This is a genomic window from Marivivens sp. LCG002, assembly GCF_030264275.1.
GTDB lineage: Bacteria > Pseudomonadota > Alphaproteobacteria > Rhodobacterales > Rhodobacteraceae > Marivivens.
In genome coordinates, this window is the sequence record NZ_CP127165.1 from 1,385,905 (window position 1) to 1,407,400 (window position 21,496).

At 58.4% G+C, this 21,496-nt stretch carries 23 protein-coding genes; 5 read left to right on the plus strand and 18 right to left on the minus strand.

The window, feature by feature from the left end; genetic code table 11:
- The first annotated feature begins 11 nt into the window (after window positions 1-11).
- Together ppk2 and QQG91_RS06840 are read left to right on the plus strand one after the other, a co-directional pair.
- Window positions 12-881: a polyphosphate kinase 2 gene (ppk2, locus tag QQG91_RS06835; protein WP_285772217.1), complete on the plus strand. Its 870-nt coding sequence runs from the start codon at window positions 12-14 to the stop codon at window positions 879-881.
- Window positions 874-1,491 carry a TetR/AcrR family transcriptional regulator gene (locus QQG91_RS06840; RefSeq protein ID WP_285772218.1) on the plus strand — a complete coding sequence of 206 codons (618 nt, stop codon included), beginning with the start codon at window positions 874-876 and terminating at the stop codon, window positions 1,489-1,491. Before ppk2 ends, QQG91_RS06840 begins: the two co-directional genes overlap by 8 nt.
- On the opposite strand, the gene nirD is transcribed toward QQG91_RS06840, so the two are convergent.
- The 15 genes from nirD to pyrH form a co-directional block, all read right to left on the minus strand.
- Window positions 1,492-1,812 (minus strand): nitrite reductase small subunit NirD, encoded by a 321-nt coding sequence (gene nirD / locus QQG91_RS06845; RefSeq protein ID WP_285772219.1) that lies wholly within the window; start codon window positions 1,810-1,812, stop codon window positions 1,492-1,494.
- A complete protein-coding gene (gene nirB / locus QQG91_RS06850; protein WP_285772220.1) occupies window positions 1,809-4,256 on the minus strand; it encodes a nitrite reductase large subunit NirB in 2,448 nt (815 codons plus the stop codon). The genes nirD and nirB overlap by 4 nt, the downstream gene beginning before the upstream one ends.
- Before the next feature lie 253 nt (window positions 4,257-4,509).
- A complete protein-coding gene (gene lpxB / locus QQG91_RS06855) occupies window positions 4,510-5,655 on the minus strand; it encodes a lipid-A-disaccharide synthase (protein ID WP_285772221.1) in 1,146 nt (381 codons plus the stop codon).
- Window positions 5,652-6,437 carry an LpxI family protein gene (locus tag QQG91_RS06860; protein ID WP_285772222.1) on the minus strand — a complete coding sequence of 262 codons (786 nt, stop codon included), beginning with the start codon at window positions 6,435-6,437 and terminating at the stop codon, window positions 5,652-5,654. Before QQG91_RS06860 ends, lpxB begins: the two co-directional genes overlap by 4 nt.
- Before the next feature lie 5 nt (window positions 6,438-6,442).
- A complete protein-coding gene (gene lpxA, locus QQG91_RS06865) occupies window positions 6,443-7,228 on the minus strand; it encodes an acyl-ACP--UDP-N-acetylglucosamine O-acyltransferase (RefSeq protein WP_285772223.1) in 786 nt (261 codons plus the stop codon).
- Window positions 7,228-7,689, minus strand: a complete 462-nt coding sequence (fabZ, locus tag QQG91_RS06870) for a 3-hydroxyacyl-ACP dehydratase FabZ (RefSeq protein WP_285772224.1) — start codon at window positions 7,687-7,689, stop codon at window positions 7,228-7,230. Before fabZ ends, lpxA begins: the two co-directional genes overlap by 1 nt.
- 87 nt (window positions 7,690-7,776) lie before the next feature.
- A complete protein-coding gene (locus tag QQG91_RS06875; protein ID WP_285772225.1) occupies window positions 7,777-8,343 on the minus strand; it encodes an OmpH/Skp family outer membrane protein in 567 nt (188 codons plus the stop codon).
- A 7-nt stretch (window positions 8,344-8,350) separates the two neighbouring features.
- Window positions 8,351-10,654 (minus strand): outer membrane protein assembly factor BamA, encoded by a 2,304-nt coding sequence (bamA, locus tag QQG91_RS06880; RefSeq protein ID WP_285772226.1) that lies wholly within the window; start codon window positions 10,652-10,654, stop codon window positions 8,351-8,353.
- Window positions 10,655-10,762: 108 nt separating this feature from the next.
- A complete protein-coding gene (locus QQG91_RS06885; RefSeq protein WP_285772227.1) occupies window positions 10,763-10,888 on the minus strand; it encodes a hypothetical protein in 126 nt (41 codons plus the stop codon).
- Between the two features lie 79 nt (window positions 10,889-10,967).
- Entirely contained in the window at window positions 10,968-12,293 is a 1,326-nt protein-coding gene (gene rseP / locus QQG91_RS06890) for an RIP metalloprotease RseP (RefSeq protein WP_285772228.1), read from the minus strand.
- A gap of 8 nt (window positions 12,294-12,301) precedes the next feature.
- Window positions 12,302-13,480: a 1-deoxy-D-xylulose-5-phosphate reductoisomerase gene (gene dxr / locus QQG91_RS06895; RefSeq protein ID WP_285772229.1), complete on the minus strand. Its 1,179-nt coding sequence runs from the start codon at window positions 13,478-13,480 to the stop codon at window positions 12,302-12,304.
- A complete protein-coding gene (locus QQG91_RS06900; RefSeq protein WP_285772230.1) occupies window positions 13,477-14,271 on the minus strand; it encodes a phosphatidate cytidylyltransferase in 795 nt (264 codons plus the stop codon). The genes dxr and QQG91_RS06900 overlap by 4 nt, the downstream gene beginning before the upstream one ends.
- 1 nt (window position 14,272) lies before the next feature.
- On the minus strand, window positions 14,273-15,004 hold the full coding sequence (uppS, locus tag QQG91_RS06905; protein WP_285772231.1) for an undecaprenyl pyrophosphate synthase: 732 nt from the start codon (window positions 15,002-15,004) through the stop codon (window positions 14,273-14,275).
- Window positions 15,005-15,026: 22 nt separating this feature from the next.
- Window positions 15,027-15,590, minus strand: a complete 564-nt coding sequence (gene frr, locus QQG91_RS06910; RefSeq protein WP_285772232.1) for a ribosome recycling factor — start codon at window positions 15,588-15,590, stop codon at window positions 15,027-15,029.
- A gap of 50 nt (window positions 15,591-15,640) precedes the next feature.
- Window positions 15,641-16,366 carry a UMP kinase gene (gene pyrH / locus QQG91_RS06915; RefSeq protein WP_285772233.1) on the minus strand — a complete coding sequence of 242 codons (726 nt, stop codon included), beginning with the start codon at window positions 16,364-16,366 and terminating at the stop codon, window positions 15,641-15,643.
- A gap of 15 nt (window positions 16,367-16,381) precedes the next feature.
- Between pyrH and miaA the strand changes: the two genes are divergently transcribed.
- Window positions 16,382-17,365, plus strand: a complete 984-nt coding sequence (gene miaA / locus QQG91_RS06920) for a tRNA (adenosine(37)-N6)-dimethylallyltransferase MiaA (protein ID WP_502881592.1) — start codon at window positions 16,382-16,384, stop codon at window positions 17,363-17,365.
- A gap of 75 nt (window positions 17,366-17,440) precedes the next feature.
- Window positions 17,441-18,304 (plus strand): helix-turn-helix domain-containing protein, encoded by an 864-nt coding sequence (locus QQG91_RS06925; protein WP_285772235.1) that lies wholly within the window; start codon window positions 17,441-17,443, stop codon window positions 18,302-18,304.
- Here QQG91_RS06925 and QQG91_RS06930 read toward each other — a convergent pair.
- On the minus strand, window positions 18,301-18,885 hold the full coding sequence (locus tag QQG91_RS06930; RefSeq protein ID WP_285772236.1) for a lytic transglycosylase domain-containing protein: 585 nt from the start codon (window positions 18,883-18,885) through the stop codon (window positions 18,301-18,303). The genes QQG91_RS06925 and QQG91_RS06930 overlap by 4 nt on opposite strands.
- 236 nt (window positions 18,886-19,121) lie before the next feature.
- Between QQG91_RS06930 and ssb the strand changes: the two genes are divergently transcribed.
- On the plus strand, window positions 19,122-19,631 hold the full coding sequence (gene ssb, locus QQG91_RS06935) for a single-stranded DNA-binding protein (RefSeq protein WP_285772237.1): 510 nt from the start codon (window positions 19,122-19,124) through the stop codon (window positions 19,629-19,631).
- A gap of 60 nt (window positions 19,632-19,691) precedes the next feature.
- Here the strand turns inward: ssb and aroB are convergent, their stop codons facing one another.
- Window positions 19,692-20,801 carry a 3-dehydroquinate synthase gene (aroB, locus tag QQG91_RS06940; protein ID WP_285772238.1) on the minus strand — a complete coding sequence of 370 codons (1,110 nt, stop codon included), beginning with the start codon at window positions 20,799-20,801 and terminating at the stop codon, window positions 19,692-19,694.
- On the minus strand, window positions 20,791-21,384 hold the full coding sequence (locus tag QQG91_RS06945; RefSeq protein ID WP_285772239.1) for a shikimate kinase: 594 nt from the start codon (window positions 21,382-21,384) through the stop codon (window positions 20,791-20,793). The genes aroB and QQG91_RS06945 overlap by 11 nt, the downstream gene beginning before the upstream one ends.
- Window positions 21,385-21,496: the final 112 nt, after the last annotated feature.

Consider the following 21,496-nt stretch of genomic DNA (forward strand, 5'->3'; position numbering starts at 1 on the left):
AGGAGCAGCACATGGATTTACCATTCGATGGCGCAATTTCGGCGTTTCACAAGAACGAGGCGCCCGAAGACATCCGTGCCGCCATTGCCAGTGCTGGCAAGAACGATATTCACGACGATGATTTCCCTTATGCCGAGCGCATGAAGCGTTCTGTCTACGACCCCGAAATGGCCGCTCTCCAAATCGAGCTTGTCCGTTTGCAGCATTGGGCCAAAGAGCAAGGCGAACGGATCGTCGTCGTCTTCGAGGGGCGCGACGCTGCGGGCAAAGGAGGCACCATCGAAAGGTTTCGCGAAAACCTCAATCCACGCGGTGCGCGCACGGTCGCTCTTTCCAAACCTTCGGAAACCGAAGCGGGCCAATGGTATTTCCAGCGCTATATCGACGAACTTCCGACTTCTGGCGAAATCGTGTTCTTCGACAGAAGCTGGTATAACCGCGGCGTTGTCGAAAAAGTCTTCGGCTTTTGCACCGACGAGCAGCGTACAAAATGGTTCGATCAGGTCGTGCCCTTCGAAAAGATGCTGGTCGACGAAGGCATCCGTCTGTTCAAAGTCTGGCTCAATGTCGGACGAGCAACACAGCTTCAACGGTTCCTCGACCGCGAGAGCGACCCGCTCAAGCAATGGAAACTCAGCTGGATCGACGTCGAAGGTCTCAAGAAATGGGATGCCTATACCGTCGCCATTCAGGAAACCCTTGCGTTGACCCATACGGCGCATGCCCCTTGGACCGTCATTCGCTCGGACGATAAGCGGCGCGCGCGGCTCAATGCGATCCGCTCCGTTCTCTCGCAAATCCCCTATGACAGGAAAGACACCGCCGCACTTGGTCAGGTCGACCCCCAGATCGCAGGAGGTCCCAATCTCTGGCATGGTTAAGCGCGGCTATCATCACGGCAACCTGCGAGAAGCATTGGTCGGGGCCTGTCTCAAGCTGATTGAGGAAAAGGGCCCGACGGGCTTCACCCTTTCCGAGGCAGCGCGCGAGGCGGGCGTCACGCCTGCCGCCGTGTATCGCCATTTCGAAGGCCGCGAGGATCTTATTGCCGAAGCTGCGCGTCAGGGTTACGAGATTTTCGCCGATCTCATGGAACATGCCTATGCCAAGGGGCAACCCTCGGCGCTCGCCAGTTTCGAGGCAACGGGACGCGCCTATCTTGCCTTTGCGCGGCGCTTTCCTGGGCATTATGTGGCGATGTTCGAAAGCGGTATCTCGATCCAGCGGACGCCCGAGCTGAACACGGTTGCCCGCCGTGCCCTCGGCGTCATGGAAATGGCAGCCTCGGATCTGAGCCAGCATATCCCGCCCGAGAAGCGACCACCGCCCCAGATGTTTTCGGCCCATATCTGGGCGATGAGCCACGGCGTCGTCGAACTCTTTGCGCGTGGCTCTCCGGGCACCAAGAGCCCCTTCCCGCCCGAGGATCTTCTCGAGACGGGGATCGGGGTCTATTTGCGTGGTCTCGGGCTTTTGCCGCCCGATTGTTGATCAAAGCCCGATCAGGACACTCGTTCCTTCGATCTTGACGGGGAAGCTTTTCGTTTGACCGCTGTCCGCGCCTTGGGCCTCACCTGTTTCCAGCGAGATCACCCAGTTATGGAGCGGACAGGTCACGCAACCATCATGCACGATGCCTTGGCTCAAAGGCCCGTTTTTATGCGGGCAGCGGTCTTCGAGCGCAAAGACCCGATCATCCGAGGTGCGAAAGACCGCAATCGTCATTTCCCCGTTCTTGACACAGCGCGCGCCTTGGCGGGGAATGTCGTTGATCGACCCGATCGCGATCCATGTCTTGGCGATGGCGTTCATTCTGCGGCCTCCAGTTGGATGTTTGCGAGCGGCGCGAATTCATGAGCGTCTTTGCCCTCGACGAATTCGGCCCATGGGTCGACCTGAGCAAATTGCTGGGAATAGACAAAGCGGTCGTAATAGGCTCTGCGCGCTTCAAGGTCGGTCATGATCACCTCTCTGATGTGGTCATAGCCCACACGGTCGGCCCATTTATAGATCCGCTCAAGATAGAAGCCCTGTTCGCGATACATCTGCGTTAGCGCACCGATCACTTCGATGCATTCCTCTTCGGTCGCCACCTTGCCCAAAGGCGTGGTGCCTTGGATATGAAGCCCCGCGGCCCCGCCATAGACGACCTCGAACCCGCTATCGACACAGATCACCCCGATGTCCTTGCAAGTCGCCTCGGCGCAGTTACGCGGGCAACCCGTGACGGCAAGCTTGAGCTTTGCAGGGGACCATGACCCCCAGAGGAACTTCTCAAGCTTTACCCCGAGACCTGTCGAATCCTGCGTTCCGAAGCGGCACCATTCGGTTCCGACACAGGTTTTTACCGTCCGAAGCCCCTTGGCATAGGCTGCGCCCGAGATCATCCCCGCCTTGTTCAAATCGGCCCAAACGGGGATCAGGTCCTCTTTCTTGACCCCGAGCAAATCGATCCGCTGACCGCCCGTCACTTTGACCGTCGGGATGTTGAACTTGTCAGCCACATCCGCAATTGCGCGAAGCTCGTCAGGTGTGGTGAGACCGCCGAACATGCGCGGCACCACAGAATAAGTTCCGTCCTTTTGAATGTTGGCATGAACCCGCTCGTTGATAAAACGCGATTGCTGGTCGTCTTGGTATTCCCCTGGCCAATCCGCAACGAGGTAATAGTTCAGCGCGGGACGGCACTTGGCGCAGCCCTCTGGCGTGGACCATTCCAGCTCCTGCATGACCTCGGGAATGGATTTGAGTTCTTTGGCCTTGATCAAGCGGCGCACATGGGCGTGGCTATGGGTCGTGCAGGGACACATGCCTTGGGCCTCGGGCACGACAAAGCTATCCCCCAGAGTGAGCCCCATAAGGGTTTCGACCAGCCCCGTGCATGTCCCGCAAGAGGCCGAAGCCTTGGTATGCGCGCGCACATCGGCAAGCGAAGAAAGTCCCTTGTCCTTGATCGCGGCGACGATCATCCCCTTGCTGATCCCGTTGCAGCCGCAAATCTCGGCATCATCCCCAAGTTCCGCAACCGCTGCAAATGGATCGGTCGCGCCGCCGCCCTGATAGGCTTGGCCAAAGATCAGGGTGTCACGGCGCTCGGCGATGCTTTCGCCCGATTTAAGGAGTTCATTATACCATGCGCCATCGGCGACATCGCCATAAAGAACAGCGCCGATCACTTTGTTATCCTTTAGAATTATCCGCTTATAGGTGCCACGCACTGCATCGCGCAGAACGATATCCTCGCGGTCAGGTCCTTCTGCGAAATCCCCGACCGAATAGAGGTTGACGCCCGTGACCTTGAGCTTGGTCGGTGTCTCGGCGTGGATAAAGCCCGTGCTTGCCTGTCCCGCGAGTTCCTCTGCCACCGCTTTGGCCATGCGGTAGAGCGGTGCCACGAGGCCATAGACCATCCCGCCGACTTCGGCGCATTCGCCAAGCGCAAAGATATCGGGATCAGAGGTGCGCATAATCGCATCCGTCACAATCCCGCGATTGACCTCTAGCCCAGCGTCCTTGGCCAGTTGCACATTCGGACGAATGCCCACCGCCATAACCACAAGCGAAGCGTCGATGATCCGCCCATCGGCAAGCTCGACCCCTTCGACGCGCTCTTTGCCGAGGATTTGCTTGGTATTCGCCTCACAAATGACTTCGATGCCGCGGCTCTCAAGCTCGCGCCGCAGAAGAAACCCTGCAGCAGTGTCGAGCTGACGCTCCATCAGGGTCGGCATAAGATGGATAACCGTCACCTCCATCCCCCGAAGCCGAAGTCCCGCTGCGGCTTCGAGGCCCAGAAGACCGCCGCCGATCACCACCGCGCGGCCGCCCTTTTGCGCGGCAGCCACCATGGCTTCGGTATCATCAAGATCACGATAGGCCAGAACACCATCAAGATCTTTGCCCGGCACGGGAATGATAAAGGGGGAGGACCCCGTCGCGATCACCAGCTTGTCATAGGCGGCACTTGCGCCCCTGTCCGACGTCACCGTGCGGGCATCGCGGTCGATCGAGACGACCTTTTCCCCTTTGTAGAGGGTAATCCCGTGGGCGGAATACCAAGCTTCGTCATGGATGATGATGTCAGCATATGACTTTTCCCCTGACAGAACAGGTGAAAGCATGATGCGGTCATAGTTCACGCGCGGCTCGGCGTTGAAAATCGTGACGTCATATGCATCGGTCAACCCGAAGAGGTTTTCGAGCATACGGCCTGGGGCCATTCCATTTCCGATGATGACGAGGCGTTGTTTGGACATGTGTGCGCTCCAACTTCGCTGGATGATCCAGCTTGTGTTTTTGAGGATCGCAGCGCCGTTGCCGCATTGGCCGATTGCCCGCTACCACCTTGTAGCTGAATCGGCGTTTCACCGAAGGAGTGCCTCCGACGTCGCCCTATGACAAGAGTGGCCGCACCCATGAAAACGGGCGATGCAATGCGTTGCGCAAATTTTAGGCGATTGATGAGCGTGATGCCCGAAATGCAGATCGAGCCAGAGCGGGCGTTTCAGATCACAGCCGAGCCAAAATCGCATCAGCCGCCCGTTGTCCCGGTGGCGGACCGCCTGCCCCCAGCCGCTCCATCGTCAGCTGCATCGCATCGCGTTGGGCTTCGGGCGCAAGCAGAACCTTTTCCAGCGCGGCGGCAATCCCCTCGGGAATGCAATTTTCACCAAGGAATTCCGGCACGGTTCGGTTCTCGGCAACAAGATTGACGAGCGTCACCGTGTCGACGCGCAACAAGCGTTTGACCATGAACCGCGTCACCTTGTTCATGTCATAGGCAATGACCATCGGCGTGCCTGAGGCCGCCAGTTCAAGGCTCACCGTGCCGCTGGCGGCAAGCGCGACATCGGCCGCGCGGAAGGCGGCTTTCTTGGTCTCTCGTGCGTCGGGGTCGGTGATGGGATCGATCAGCATCGGCGTCACGGGCCAGTTCGTTGTGAGTTCGCGCACCAGCGGCGCAACAGGCGCGGCACAGGGCAGCACCACCTTGAGATCAGGGTGCTGTTTGGCCACAATCCCAACGGTTTCGCCGAACCTTTCGGCAAGTCGGGTGACTTCGCCCCGACGCGATCCGGGGAGTGCTAGAAGCAAAGGTCCCGTTCCCCCGATCCGAGCGCGAAAGGCGTCGGCCTCGTCTTGGGTTGCGATCTCTTCGGTTGCAACGGGGTGTCCGACGAAATCGCAATCCATTCCGGCCGCCTGCATAAAGGGCGGCTCGAACGGAAAGAGCGCAAGAACGTGGTCGATCACCTTGGCCATTTTGTCCGCGCGGCCCGGTCTCCAGGCCCAGACCGTGGGCGCCACATAATGCACGCAGCGCAAATCGGGTCGCATGATTTTCACCAATTTGGCGACCCGCAAACAAAAATCTGGGCTGTCGATGGTGATCAGCACGTCCGGCCGAGAGGCGAGCACGGCCTCGGCTGTCTGACGAATGCGGCGCTTGAGATGGAAATACTTCGGAAGCACCTCGGCAATGCCCATGATCGACAATTCGTCCATCGGAAAAAAACTGGTCAAACCGTGGCTCGACATCTCGGCCCCACCAACGCCTTCGAAGGTTATGTCGGGCACGCGGAGTCTTAGACCTTCCATCAAGGCGCCGCCAAGCTTGTCACCCGAAGGCTCGCCCGCAATCACAAAGGCCTTCATGACGGCACCACTTCAAGAAAGAGCCCGAGCCGATCCGCCGCCTCGATCGTTGCGGCGCGGTCGATGATCATGACGCCGCCTTCTGCAAGAACGACCCCTTCGAGCCCTGCGCGCGCCGCTTGCTCCAAGGTATCGGGACCGACGGCAGGAAGGTCGATGCGGCGGTCCTGCGATGGCTTCGGCGCTTTGAACAGAATACCGCCCGTTCCAAGGCCGACCACGCTAGCGAGCATATGTGCCGTCCCTGGCATCGCCTCGAGAGCGAGCGCCTGACGGCGCCGCACAATACAGGCTTGCCCGATATCGGCAGAGCCGAGAAGCGCGGCGATCTCTCGGGCCTTGTCGATGTCCTCAGTGCTGTGCTTGGGCCTCTTGTGACGGCCCAGAACCCCGAGAGGCGGGATCAGATCAGGCGCGAGCTCGTGCGCCGCGCGGATACGGAATCCCTTTTCCTCGAAGGTGGCGAGCACGATCCGAAGGGCGGCATCATCGCCCTGCCCCAAGGCTTTGAGCATGCGCGGCACCAAGGGCAAAGTCGCGGCGTCGATCTTGGTCGGATTGAGCTGCGGACGGTCGATTCCGCCCGCGAAACACACATCCGTCACGCCGAGTTTGCCGAGTTCCTTGAGAAAGCTCCCAAGCCGCTCGATCCGAAACGATAGCCCGACATCAAGTCCATCGGGTTCGCACCCTTCCAAGGCAGCGACCACGACATCTTTGCCGCCCGAGCGGTCAAAGAGAATACGCGGCAATCGTCCTCGGCCTGCGATGAGAGCAAGCATAGGCGTCAGCTCGGTGTGAGAAAGCTTCGGTCGGAATGCCCGAGAATGAACTCGACCATCTCCTGAACATAGGTGCTTTCGCTTTCATGCTTGAGCCGCTCGGCCCGTTCAAGGAAGGTGCCTTCACCGTCCTTGAGCATCTGGAACGCAGCCCGAAGCGCGGTAATATCCGAGCGGTCCACGCCGCGCCGCTTGAGCCCGACAAGGTTAAGACCGTCGAGCTTGCCGCGCGGGGCCTGCACAAGCGCGTGGGGGATCACGTCATTGGTCACCATCGTCAAGGCGCCGATGATTGCACCCCGCCCGATCCTGACGAATTGATGCACGCCGCACAGACCGCCGACGATGACGTCGTCTTCGATGATGCAATGGCCCGCAATCGCCGTGCTGTTCACGATAATAACGCGGTTCCCGAGATGGGCATCATGGGCGATATGGCAACCCGCCATCAAGAGACAATCGTCCCCGATTCTAGTCACGCCGCCGCCACCCGCGGTGCCCGTGTTGATCGTCACATGCTCGCGAATGCGGTTTCTTGCGCCGATCCGGAGCGAGGTCTTTTCGCCGCCGAACTTGAGATCCTGCGGGATCTCTCCAATCACCGAGAAAGAGAACACGACCGAGTCGTCACCAATATGCGTATTGCCGGTGATCACCACATGGGACTTGAGAACGACATTCTGCCCAAGAACGACCTCGGGGCCTATGACGCAGAACGGGCCGATCTCGCAGCCCGCGCCGATCACAGCGCCCTCTTCGATGATCGCAGAAGGATGTATGCTGGCGCTCATTACGCAGGCAGGTCCATCATAGCGGTGAATTCGGCTTCTGCTGCCATTTCGCCGTCTACGGTTGCGACACCTTTGAACTTCCAGACCTTTGCGCCGGGCTTGCCGCGCGTGGTCTCCACGTTCATTTTGAGAACGTCACCGGGGACGACTTTGCGGCGGAATTTGCAACCGTCGATCGCCATGAAATAGACCAGCAGATTGTTATCGGTCAGCCCCATGGTCGCTCCGACCATGACAGCGGCCGTCTGAGCCATCGCCTCGACAATTGTCACACCCGGCATGATGGGATTTCCGGGAAAGTGCCCCTGAAAATGCGGCTCGTTCATCGTGACGTTCTTGATACCTGTCGCCGAAGTCGTCCCGTTGATGTCGACCACACGATCCACCAAAAGGAACGGATAGCGATGTGGCAGGATCTTTTGGATCAGCATGATATCTGCGGTGGTGACGGGCTCGCTCATCGGGGGTCCTTTCTTGGTCTTTGCCAATGCAAAGCGTTTGCTTGCCAAATCCCTAGCAAGCCAGTGCACTCTGGGCAAGCGTTGTGACTATTGCGCAGGGTCGAGCAAGGCAGCACCATCGCCAAGCTCGGCATTGATGCGCTCGATGGCTTCTTGCGTGATATCGGCAACCGAACGGGTCAGGAAAACAGTCCGCCTGTCGAGGATGACCACAGCGCCGCGTTCGGCCATCATCTGCCCGAGGATCGGGCTCACCGCTTCGATAAAGCGCTGTTCCGCTTCGGACACGCTGGCACGAAGCTCTGCCTCTTTGGTGTCCTGAGCGGCACGAATGGCGTCCACTTTGGTCGAAAAGGCCTCTGCCTCGGCGCGAAACGCTTCGGGCGTCATAGTGGGACGCCGTGCTGTCAGCGATTTTTCCTCTTCGGTCAGCGCGGTTTCGATCTTGAGGTTCTCGGCAAGCAGCGCCTCGGCCTTTTGCTGGTATTGCGCATCAAAGGTCGCGCTGAAAAGCGAGCCGCCAAAGAGCGCTTCGACATCGACGGTCAGCACACTGGATTGGGCCGCAGAAACATCCCCCGAAACCGTCGTCTGCGCATGGCCCGCTCCTGCAAAGAGGAGCGCCAAGGTCACGAATAACGGTCTCAGGGTCATAGACGCCTCAGAAGCTTGTCGAGATGGTCAGATCGAACGAACGGGTGTTGTCGCCCGTCTGCACTTTGAGAGGTTTGGTGAAGTTGAACCGCAGCGGGCCGAGCGGCGTGGTCCAGAAAACCGACAAACCTGCAACGCTGCGCGGAGTGAAGCCGCAATAATCAACGGTCGTGCCGGTGCAATCAAAGCCCGTATCCCAAAGCGAGCCGTAATCCACAAAGGCACCGCCCGTGATGCCGTATTCTTCGGGAAGTCCGAGCGGGAACTCGGCTTCGAGACGCACAACGGCATAGGCATTGCCGCCCAAGGCGTCATCGGTCGCATTGTCACGCGGACCGATACCGCCAAGCTGGAAGCCGCGCATGACATCCGAGCCGAGCGTAAAGCGGTCGATCACACGGCTGCTGCCTTTGAAATATTTGGCATAGCCGCCTTCAAAGGTGCTGCGCACAGTGAGCTGGTCGCTCAGAACATTGGTCTCGGCCCCTGCAAGGACGGTGTTCTTGACATAGGTCGACTTGCCGAAGCCGAATTCCTGACCGCCGCGCGCCACGAGCACGACATCGGGTTCGACCCCCTTGCGGCGGTTGTCCCAGCTGAGCGTATAGCCGACCGAGTTCGCCCAGATACCGCCCTTGGCCGCATCGGCCTTGATGAATGTGCTTGCTGCCGCATCGACGTCCTGCATTGCGCTGTATTCCAGCGAGTAGAAGGTCGAAACGCGGGCCTGCTCGGTCAACGGAAAACCGATCGACGGCGAGAAGCGGAACGTCTTGGTGTCGTATTTCGCGCCTTCGTTGTTGGTCGTCACATAAGACAGGCCAAGGCTTGCCGAGAGATCACGCCCAAGAAGATAGGGTTCGGTGAAATCGAAGGTGAACTGGCGGTTCGTCTTGCCGAGGTTCATATTCAGGAAAATCTGCTGGCCGCGCCCAAGGAAGTTCTGTTCCTTGAAGGTCGCAACAAGGCTGGTGCCTGTGTCGGTGTTATAGTTCGCACCGAATGAGAAGGAACCCGTCGGCATTTCTTCGACGTTCACGTCGATGACGACCTGATCGGCTCCCGACCCTTGGCGGGCATTCACATCGGCATTCGAGAAATAGCCGAGCGCGCGGATGCGTTCAGCGCTTTCGCGGATCGTGCGCGGGTTAAAGGGGTCACCCTCAACGACGCGGAACTGGTCGCGCACAACGCGGTCAAGCGTGGTGTTGTTGCCTTCGATGTCGATGCGCTCGACAAAAATACGCTCGCCACGGACCAGCACATAGGTCACGTCAAGGATCTGGCCCGCATCATTGCGGGTGATCTGCGGATCGACACGCAGGAAGTCGACGCCCTGACGCAAAGCAAGGCTTTCCATGCGGGCGATATCGTTCTCGATGGCGACGGGTGAATAGTAATCGCCCTCGTCCACCTTGATCTCGCGGCGGAAAAGCTCGACGTCCACGCCATTGATTTCGCTGACGATATTGATGTTTCCAAGGCGATAACGCTGGCCTTCCTCGACGTTGAACGTCACCAGATAGGCATCGCGCTCGCGGGTCAGCTCGATATCGACGTTCTCGACGCGGAAGTCCACGAAACCACGAGAAGTGTAGAAGTCGGTCAGGACCTGTTTGTCGAAATCGACACGCGCCGGATCATAGGTGTCACGAGTGATGAGCACTCGCAAAAGACCGGCCTGCTTGGTCGATAGAACGCTGCGCAGACGGCGGTCACTGAACGTGCGGTTGCCGACAAAGCCGATGCTCTCGATCTCGGTTACGCCGCCTTCGAAAACCTCGTAGACGAGATCGACGCGGTTATCGCTTCTGCGGATGATCTTCGGCGTGATGGTGGCGTTGATCCGCCCCTTGGTCGCATAGAAATCGGCAAGTGTGGCCACATCGCTTTCTACGGTCGCGGGGTTATAGACACGGCGCGACGTCGATTGGATCACAGCCGAAAGGTCTGCATCACTTAGTTTGTCGTTGCCCTCGAAGTTGATGAGGTTGATCGTCGGATATTCCTGCACCGTAACGACAAGGCTCGAACCGCTCACTGTCGCGTCCACGGTTTCGAAAAGGCCGGTGGCCCGAAGCGCCTGAACCGCTGCGTTGATGTCCGAGGCAGAACCGCCCTGCGCCGAGGAGAGATAGCTCAGAATCGTTGCGGTTTCGATCCGCTGGTTCCCCTTTACGGTAATTCCGGAAACATTCTGAGCAATGGCAGCGCTCGAAGTTACGGTAGCAAGTGCAAGTGTTGAAACAAGAAAAGTGGTTTTCAACAAAGCAGAAATGCGCGGCCCACGCACAGAATTTCGAGCGATCATAGTCCCAGCCCAATCAGACATCCCAGTATGACCAAGGGAGTATCCCGAACGCGCCGAGTTGTCAAAAGATTGAAGGGCTCTTAGGCGTTCAAATGCCTAGATATTGTGTCACAGACTGCCCACAACAGAACCAAGCCAAAGCGAGCCGACAAGCGCGCCCGCAAACAAAAGACGGTCCCAGTTCAAATCGAACAGGAACGAAAGGCTCCGATAGCTCGTGTTGATCGTCTGCATCTCCGACCTCTTTGGTTGATAAAGCGCAGACTAGAACACGATTGGGGCGAAATCATGACGCCCCGATCGCTTTTCGGGTTCAGCAGAGGAAAAGATCGTTGGCCAGACCGATGAGCATCATCGTCAGGATGATCGAAAGACCCGCCGCGATGAGAACGCGAAGCACCTTGTCCGACGGTTTCTTGCCTGTCGCAGCCTCATAAGCGTGGAACACAAGGTGCCCGCCATCAAGGATCGGGATCGGCAAGAGGTTCAAAAGACCAATCGCAGCAGAAAGATAGCCGATAAAGCTGATGTAATCGAGCAGACCGGACGACGCCATGGCCCCTGACGCCTGCGCAATTCCGACAGGACTCGAAAGGTTGCACGAGGAAATCGCGCCGGTGATCATGTGCCACATGCCCGAAAGCGAGATCTTGAGAATATACCAAAGCGAAGAAAACGCATTCCCCACCGCCTCGACCAAGCCGGTGCGCTGGGTCAGCGGGTCAAAGAAAATACCGCCCGTCACCCCGATCAGATAGCGCGTTTCGAAACCTCCGTCCGCAAGCGGCAAATCGGTGCTCTTGGGGGTCATTTCGAGCGTAAGAACCTCGCCCTCGCGCCAGATCGTCAGTTCGACAGGCTGGCCTTCAGAGGCCGAAATCTTCTCGATAAGCTGGGAAAAGGCGAACACCTCTTCGCCGTTGACCGCTGTGACGAAATCGCCCTGCTTGACCCCAGCGGCCGCAGCGGCACCGTCGAAATTCACACCCACGGCATAGGTCGTTTCGGGATAGGGTCCCTTGACCACCATTTCGACGCCATCGCGGATGATGGTATAGTCAACCGAAGGCTGGAGCGGCACGCTCTTCATCGCGACACCAAAGGCGGCGATGGAACGCGCATCCATATTGTCGACGGCCAAAATCTGGTCACCCGCCTTTAGTTCAAGCTCATAGATCGGGGGCATCTGCGGCACCGAAAGAAGCGTCAAAGGATCGACCGCCTTGCCTGCGACAAGCGACAGCCCTGTAAAAACAACAACGGCAAGGATGAAATTCGCGACAGGTCCTGCCGCAACCGTCAAGGAGCGCGCCCATACAGGAGCCCCGAGCATGGTTTCGCGAGAAGCAACGCCCTCGACCTCGTCCGAGCCACCGACGCTTGCGGCATTGGCATCGCCCTTGAACTTCACATAGCCGCCGAGCGGAAAAGCAGCGATCTGCCAACGGGTGCCGCGTTTGTCGACCCGCGACCAGAGCACAGGCCCGAAGCCGAGCGAGAACACATCCGCACCGATCCCGCACCACCGCCCGACGATGTAATGACCGAATTCATGGATCGCGACGATCACCAGTAGAGCGACGATAAACGCGATGATCGTAAAAGAGGCGTTGCCGAAATAGGGCAGGAACTGGCTCATTGGCTGGATTATCCCAAAGTCTTTATGGTTTCGCGGGCAATCAAACGTGCCTCGCGGTCAATGTCCAGAATACTATCTAGGCTCATCACGTCATTTTGCAGTCCCGCACGTGGCGAAAGTCGGTCCATGGTCCGTTCGACCATCTCGGACATCTGCAAAAAGCCGATCTCTTCGGCGATAAAATGATCGAGAGCGGCTTCTTTTGCGGCGTTGAAAACGGCCCCCATCAAACCGCCCTCTTCCATCACGCGGCGTGCAAGACCAAGAGCGGGGTAACGGTCGGCGCAGGCTTCGCGAAAGGTGAAGGCCCCGATCTTCGCCAGATCAAGCCGCTCGACGGGAAGGGTCTTGCGATCCGGCCAGTTGAGCGCAAACCCGATGGCGTGACGCATATCCGCAGGTCCAACATGAGCCATCAAGGCCCCGTCGTTAAAGCCGACGAGCGCATGGATCATGCTTTCGGGGTGGACGATCACTTCGATCTGGTCAGGAGTAAAGCCAAAGAATTCTTTTGTCTCAATAACTTCCATCGCCTTATTGAACATAGAGGCGCTGTCTATCGTGATCCTTTGCCCCATGTCCCAATTGGGATGGGAGGATGCCTCGGCCACTGTCGCGGTTGCCAGCTTTTCCATCGGCCAATCGCGAAATGCGCCGCCCGACGCGGTTATGATCACCCGTTCGACCGCCGACTGGTCTTCGCCGATCAACGCCTGGAAAATGGCAGAATGCTCGGAGTCGACAGGCAGAACGGTTGCGCCATGGGCCTTTGCTTCGGACAACAAAAGCGGGCCGGCGGTGACAAGCGACTCTTTGTTGGCAAGGGCAAGCGTCGTGCCGTGCTTCAACGCTTCTAGTCCGGGCCGTAGCCCTGCTGCACCGACGATTGCACTCATCACCCAATCGGCGGGACGGCTGGCCGCTTCGACCACGGCTGCGTCGCCACTTGCGACTTCGATACCCGTGCCCTTGAGACGCTCTTCAAGTTCGGCTCTGCACTCGTCGAAACAGGTGACGGCGATTTGTGCCTTGAGACGGATGGCATCGTGAGCCAAACGCGCGACGTTGCGCCCGCCCGTCAATGCCACCACTTCGAACCCTTGGGGATCACGCGCGATGAGATCGAGCGTATTCTGCCCGATGCTGCCTGTTGCGCCAAAGACTGAAACGCGTCGAACTTGTGTCATGCCGAAAAGGAGGACTGTGCCCAAAGAAGGATCAAGAGAACCGAGGAGGCCGCAATCATCGCGTCGAACCGATCAAGAAGCCCGCCATGACCGGGAATGATGTTGGAACTGTCCTTGATCCCTGCCCTACGCTTGATCGCGCTTTCGGCGATATCGCCCATTTGCCCTGCAAAGGACAAAAGAACGGAAAAAAGGATGAAGACAGGCGAAACATCGAAATAAACGCTATAGCCAAAGCCGACCAGAGCCGCGCCGATCCAACCGGCAAGTGTTCCGCTCCACGTTTTCTTGGGGCTGACCTTGGGCCAGAACTTGGGGCCACCCAGAAAGCGCCCCGCAAAATAGCCCAAGATATCGGTGACAACGATCACGACGACGACCCAAGCAAGTTGATGGACGCTGCCTTCTTCGCGGAAATAAACGAAGCCCCAGGGCGCAAAAAGAACAAAGACGCCGTAGAGTGCGACGATCCATTTATCACGGCTTGCAACCGATGCCGCTGCGACTGCCAGAATAAAGAAAAGGCCTAAAAACGGACCCGCGCCGCCATAAATCGCCGCGCATTGCGCAAGCGCCGCCAAAGCGCCAAAGATGACGGCCCTCAATTCCTTGGTAGGGTCGATCATGCGGGTGAGTTCCCAGAACATCAGCCCCGTGACGACCACTGCAAGCCCTTGGAACCAGAGCCCGCCTTTGCCGATGGTAAAGACGCCGACAGCAATCATCACCATGGCGGAGAGCAGTCTGGGAAGCAGGTCTCCCCAATTTCCAGAGCGCAAACTGGCTGCCATCTTAGGCCTTGACCGCGCCGAAACGTCTGTCCCGCGCACCGTAGCGTCCTACGACCTCGCAGAACTCTTGCGCCGTGAAGTCTGGCCAGAGCGTGTCGATGAATTCGTATTCCGAATAGGCCGACTGCCACAAAAGGAAGTTGGAAATCCGCGCCTCGCCGGATGTGCGGATCACCAGATCGGGATCGGGCAGCACATGGGTATCAAGATAGCTGGCAAGCGTTTCGGCGGTCACATCCTTGTGGGTGAGCTTGCCCTTCTCGATATCATAGGCAAGCCGCTTGGCCGCACGGGTCACTTCATCGCGGCCACCATAGTTGAGCGCGATGGTCAGGTGCACCTTGTCATTGTGAGAGGTCAGAAGCTCCAGCTCGTCCATCAGCGTCACAAGCTTTTCATCAAGCTTGATACGATCGCCGATAAAGCGGACGCGCACACCGTCCTTGATCAGGTCCTTGGCTTCTTTTTCGATGTATTTGCGGAAAAGCGCCATAAGGCCGGACACTTCGGTCTGGGTGCGCTTCCAGTTTTCGGTCGAGAAAGCAAAAATCGTGAGGTATTTCACACCGACATCGGGGCAAACCTCGACGATTTCGCGGATGCGCTTGGCGCCCGCATGGTGCCCGAAGAGCCGCGGACGATGGCGCATTTGCGCCCAACGCCCGTTGCCATCCATAATGACTGCGACGTGTTTGGGGCCCGATTGGGCTTTGTCATCCGTTTCAACAGCCATTACGGGCTCCTTCAGCGCAAGATCAGACCTGCATGATCTCTTTTTGTTTGGTGTCGAGAAGATCGTCCACCTGTTTGACGTATTGATCGGTCATGGCCTGGACTTCGCCTTCCCAGAACTTCTGATCGTCCTCGGAGAGACCGTCGGCCTTGGCCTTCTTCACTTTGTCCATACCATCACGGCGCAGGTTGCGCACGGCAACGCGCGCGCTCTCGGCATAGGACGCGGCGACTTTGGACAGTTCGCGACGACGTTCTTCGTTGAGTTCGGGGATAGGCAACATAATGATTGTGCCGTTCAACTGGGGATTAATCCCCAGCCCGCTTTCGCGGATGGCTTTTTCGACCTTGCCGACAAGGCCCTTGTCCCAGACGTTGATCGTGACCATGCGCGGCTCGGGCACGTTGACGGTGCCGACCTGATTGAGCGGGGTCATCTGGCCATAAGCTTCGACCTGGATCGGATCAAGCATCGAGGCCGAGCCGCGGCCCGTGCGCAGCGACGCGAATTCGGTACGAAGCGCTGCAATCGCGCCATCCATACGGCGCTTGAGATCGTCGGTATCAAGTTCAAATTCGTCGGACATGTGTAGTCTGCTCCCCTGACGGGTTAGTCGTGATTTAGAGTGCTATACCGTTAAGAGTGCACGGTTGTATAGGTGCCTTCGCCCGCAAGGATACCACGGAAGCCACCGGGTTCATCAAGGCTGAAGACGATAATCGGAAGATCGTTGTCACGCGCAAGCGCAATGGCAGATGCGTCCATAACGCCCAAGTGCTGCGCCAGAACCTCGTCATAGGACACACGCTCGAAGCGCTTGGCATCGGCGTGCTTCTTGGGGTCCTTGTCGTAAACGCCGTCCACCTTGGTGCCTTTGAAGATCGCCTCACAGGACATCTCATTGGCGCGCAGCGTGGCAGCGGTATCGGTGGTAAAATATGGGTTGCCCGTGCCCGCAGCGAAAATGCAGACGCGCTTTTTCTCGAGGTGGCGCACTGCGCGGCGGCGGATATAGGGCTCGCAGACCTGATCCATCGGAATGGCCGAGATCACGCGCGTAAACACTCCGAGGCTTTCGAGTGCGGACTGCATCGCAAGCGCGTTCATCACGGTCGCAAGCATACCCATATAATCGGCCGTCGTGCGCTCCATCCCCTGTGCCGAGCCTTGGAGCCCGCGGAAGATGTTGCCGCCGCCGATCACCATGCAAATCTCGACGCCGAGATCGTGAACGGATTTGACCTCGCGGGCGATGCGTTCGACGGTCGGCGGATGGAGACCGAATTGAGTGTCGCCCATCAGGGCTTCACCCGAAATCTTGAGCATGACCCTCTTGAATTTGATGTCGTTGGTCTCGCTCATGGCCCTAACTCCTGAATGGGTGCTTTCATCGCGCGCCAAAATGTCGGAAAAGGTCGAAATGTTCAATGCTGTGAATACGAAATAAGCACTTCTCCGACCGAGAAAATCATCAGGACCGCGCCTTTGATCGACACCCGAAACATTCCGAGCGATTTGCCGGTGCTCATTGCAGGCCCGACGGCTTCGGGGAAATCGGCGCTTGCGCTCAGGATTGCGCGCGAAAGCGGCGGAGTGATCGTCAATGCAGATGCGCTTCAGGTCTTTGACGGTTGGCGCATTCTGACCGCCCGCCCCTCCGAGGAAGAAACGGCACTGGCCCAGCATGCACTCTATGGACATGTGCCTTTTGATGCCGACTATTCCGTCGGGCATTGGCTGCGCGATGTGAAACCTTTGCTGACGGGCGCAGAGCGTCCGATCATCGTCGGTGGCACGGGGCTTTACTTTACTGCCCTCACCGAAGGGCTCGCCGAGATCCCCGCGACCCCGCCCGAAGTGCGCGCCGAGGCTGATCTGATTCCCCTCGCCGATCTTCTTATTGATCTCGATGCGGAAACAATCTCCCGCATAGACATAAACAACCGCGCCCGCGTTCAACGTGCGTGGGAAGTGTGGCGCGCAACGGGCCGTCCACTCTCGCAATGGCAGGACGAGACGCCGCCGCCGCTTTTACCTTTGGACCGCACCAAAGCGATCTGCCTCATGCCGGACAAGCAATGGCTGAACCAGCGCATCGAGACCCGCTTCGGCCAGATGGTCGCTCAAGGCGCACTTTCAGAGGCCGAGGCCATGCTAAAACGCTGGAATCCCAAGCTTCTATCTTCCAAAGCCATTGGCGCCCCTGAATTGATCGCACATCTCAAGGGTGAAATGATGTTGGACGCGGCGATAGAGAGCGCGGTCATCGCAACGCGGCAATACGCGAAACGACAACGCACCTGGTTTCGCGCACGGATGAAATCGTGGGAGGTTATCCCCATTTTATCCACAGAATCATGAACAGCTGATTAACGAAGTTCTAACTTTTTACCTTGTTTTGCGAGGTCTTGCCCCACATTCTTTCCAAAATCGAACATGATTGCGGGACCAAAGATGGCGCATACGGTAAAATCAGCTCTCACGCCTGTGGTAGAAGCGGATGTGGCGAACCGGCTTTCCTTGGTGCCGATCGGCCAGAATCCCGACACGGGGCGTTGGCGGACAGAGGCGATGCGTTCACATGCCGCGCCGCGCTTGCTCTATATCTCCAAGGGTCAGGGGCGGATCACCATCGCCGGACTGACAAGCGGCTATGGTCCCAATAACCTCATCTTCATACCCGCGAACACAATGTACGGCTTTGAAGTCGGCACCACCGTCTTTGGCCAGATGTTGTCGATCCCGCGCGCCATGGCGAGCGAATGGCCCGAAGAGCCGGTCCACCTTCGCATCCGCGACGTGCACGCCCAAAAAGAGCTTTTCACCCATTTCGACAATCTCGAACGCGAGTTGAAATCGTCGAAAACCGCGCACACCCGCGCCGCGCATTATCTTGTCGGTATTCTGGGTGTGTTCTTCGAGCGCCAGCTACAGGACCAGCCCGCCGACCCGACAGCGCGCCGCACAGAAAGCTCATCGGCACGTCTGGTTGCTGCCTATACCGATCTGATCGAACGAGATTTCCGCTCGGACAAAGGTGTTGCCGATTACGCCGCCGCGCTCGGCGTAACGCCCACACACCTTACGCGCTGTTGCAATCAGACCTGCGGCCGCTCGGCGCACGCTCTTCTTTCGGATCGGGTGCTCTACGAGGCGCGTCTCTTGCTGCGCGACACACGCACGCCTGTTCAGGACATCGCGACGCGTCTGGGCTTTACCTCGCCTGCCTATTTTACGCGGGCCTTCCAGAACCAGACGGGCATGACCCCGACCAAATTCCGCCGCACAGGGCAGCACTAGCTCCCTAAAATCACGCGCACGTAATTCTGAGTCTCGCGATAGGGCGGAATACCTCCGTGCTTTTCAACGGCTTGCGGGCCTGCGTTATAGGCCGCAAGCGCCAGCCTCCAGCTTCCGAAGGTGCGATATTGCATCGCGAGATACCGCGCACCACCCTCGAGGTTTTGCGCGGGATCGGTCGGGTTCACACCCAGAAGTGCCGCCGTTTCGGGCATGAGCTGTGCAAGACCGATGGCCCCCGCACTCGAAACCGCGCCCGCGTTCCAGCCGCTTTCTTGTTGCACAAGGCGCAAGAACAGATCCTCGGGGATATTGTGTTTGCGGGCCGCAGCACGGGCCATCGCAAGATAGGGGCCGCTATAATTTCCGCTAAAGCGCGGGACCTGCGCCCCGACGAGCGCTGAGCCGGCGTTCGGGGTCAGGCGTGAGGAAAAGGAATATTGCTCCGAGGCGCGGCTATCGAGCACTTTGAGCTGGCTCTTGAACAGGGATCCGCGCGAGCTTGTCGAAACGGACTCCGCCATGACCGGCGCAGCACAGACCCCGAGCAGAAAAACAAGTCCAAGTTTGATCGCTTTCATCCGTCGTCCTTGTGACCTTGAGATGTCGCAGTTCTAGGTTGGAGTGATTAACAAAAACACACCAAACCTTTGGTCAAGAGATAAGAGCACAAGACGTCAGGACAACCGCATTTACGGCAAGAATCCGCAAGAAACCTGTGCACAACTCCGCGCCGCGCGGCGATTAGGCTTTCCTTCACCAATATGCAGTGGTGTAAAGTCACCCGAACAAAACCAAGATTCGAAGGGGGACCCGCATGGCCGGTTCAGTCAACAAAGTCATTATCGTCGGCAATCTGGGTCGCGATCCCGAAGTTCGCAATTTCCAGAACGGCGGCAAAGTTGTGAACCTTCGCATTGCTACCTCTGAAACCTGGAAAGACCGCAACACGGGCGAGCGTCGTGAACGGACCGAATGGCATTCGGTGGCGATTTTCTCCGAACCCGTGGGGCGCATCGCCGAGCAATATCTTCGCAAAGGCTCGACCGTCTATATCGAAGGCCAACTCGAAACCCGCAAATGGCAGGACCAATCGGGTCAGGACCGTTACACCACCGAAATCGTGATCCGTCCCTATCGCGGCGAACTGACGCTTCTGGGCGGACGCGGTGAAGGCGGCAACGGCGGCGGCGCCGGTGGCGGCGGTTATGACGACCGCGGTGGGTATGAGGATCGCGGCGGCAATGGCGGCTATGGCCGCGGCTATGACAATGGCCCCTCGGGCGGTGGTGCCGGCGGCGGTATGGACGACGAGATCCCGTTCTGATCGGGCGCCAATTCCAAGTAAAACAGCAAAGCCCGCGATGTCGCGGGCTTTTCCTTTAGGTCACGCCGACAAACGGTCGTTCAAAAGACCAAGCACCGCGTCACGCGGCACATCCGAGGTCACGAAACTTTCACCGATGGCCCGCGCCAGAATGAACCGCAGCTTGCCGTCGAGCACCTTTTTGTCCTGCGCCATCAACTCGAGAAGCTCTTCGGCGGGTGGCAACTCTCCTGCAATGTCGGTCGGATCGACCATCATCCCCATATCGCGCAGATGGGCACGCACGCGGCTCGGGGCCTCTTGTGCACATAGACCAAGACGCGCCGAAAGCTCGAAGGCCAAACCGCAACCGATCGCGACGCCCTCTCCGTGCAACAGCCGATCCGAATAGCCCGTCGCCGCCTCGAAGGCGTGACAGAACGTATGGCCAAGGTTGAGAAGCGCCCGATCCCCCTGCTCCGTCTCGTCCCGCATGACAATCTCGGCCTTCATTTCGACCGAGCGCTTTACCGCATAGACCAGCGCGTCCATATCCTCGGACAGTTTCGGCGCATTGACTTCCAGCCAGTCGAAAAAGACCGCATCACCCAAAAGCCCGTATTTCACAACTTCGCCGTAACCGGCGAGGAAATCGCGGCGCGGCAAGGTCGACAAGAGCCCCGTATCCGCAAGCACCAGAACAGGTTGATGGAAGGCCCCAACAAGGTTCTTGCCGTGCGAGGTGTTGATGCCCGTTTTGCCACCGACAGAGCTATCGACCTGAGCCAGAAGCGTCGTCGGGATCTGCACAAAGCGCAGACCACGGCGCACAACCGCCGAGGCAAATCCCGCAAGATCACCGATCACCCCGCCGCCAAAGGCGATGACGATATCGGAGCGCTCTATCTTTTCCGACAGGAGCCATTCCACCGCACGGGTGAATTGCGGCCAGCCCTTGGTGCTTTCGCCCGAAGGCAGCGCCAGAGAGCTATGCGCGATCCCGACCGCTTCGAGCGACGCCTCAAGCCGTGCAAGATGGTGCTTGGCCACGGTTTCATCGGTCAGGATGGCAACGCGCTTGCGGCGCAAGAGCGGCGCGATCTTCTCGCCCGCGATGTCTACAAGTCCGGGTCCGATCAGCACGTCATATTCACGCCCCGGAAGCGCGACGGAAACGGTTTCAAAGCGCATTGTTCTTCTCCAAAACATCGGGCCGCCCCAAGAGAACGGCAATCGCGGCCTCGGTGGTTTCTTCGATGCTGAACCCACCGTCGACATCGACCACAAGGTTGGCCTGTTGATAGATCGGAAGCCGCGCGTTCAGCAAATCGGTCAGGGTCTGTTTGGGATTGGCGGTCCGCAGCAAGGGGCGCGTCGTCTTGTGGCGCACCCGCTCCCACAAGGTCTCGAGCCCTGCATTAAGCCAGAGAGAGACCCCTTTTTCGGAAATGACGGTCCGATTGCGCTCGGCCAGAAACGCGCCCCCACCCGTCGAAAGAATACAAGGCGCGCCGCTCAAAAGTCTGTTGATCACCTCGGATTCGCGGCGGCGGAAGAATTCCTCGCCATCGCGTTCGAAAATCTCGGCGATTGTGGCATTGGCCGCCGCTTCGATCTCGGCATCAGAATCAAGAAACGGGACATTCAGTCGCGCCGAAAGCGCCTTGCCGATGGCGGTTTTTCCCGACCCCATCATGCCGACAAGCACAACGGTGCGGTGTAGATCGAACTCGGAACCGGATTTGTTTTTCGGTGTAGAGGCCCTTTGTGCCATCACTTTCGCGTCATTCCCTGTCGGCTGAGCTTTGCCGAATTGATATTTTCTCCACTCAATGGCGTGATATTGCTGAAAAGGCCAGCTATAAAGGGACAAAATTCCCGCAAAC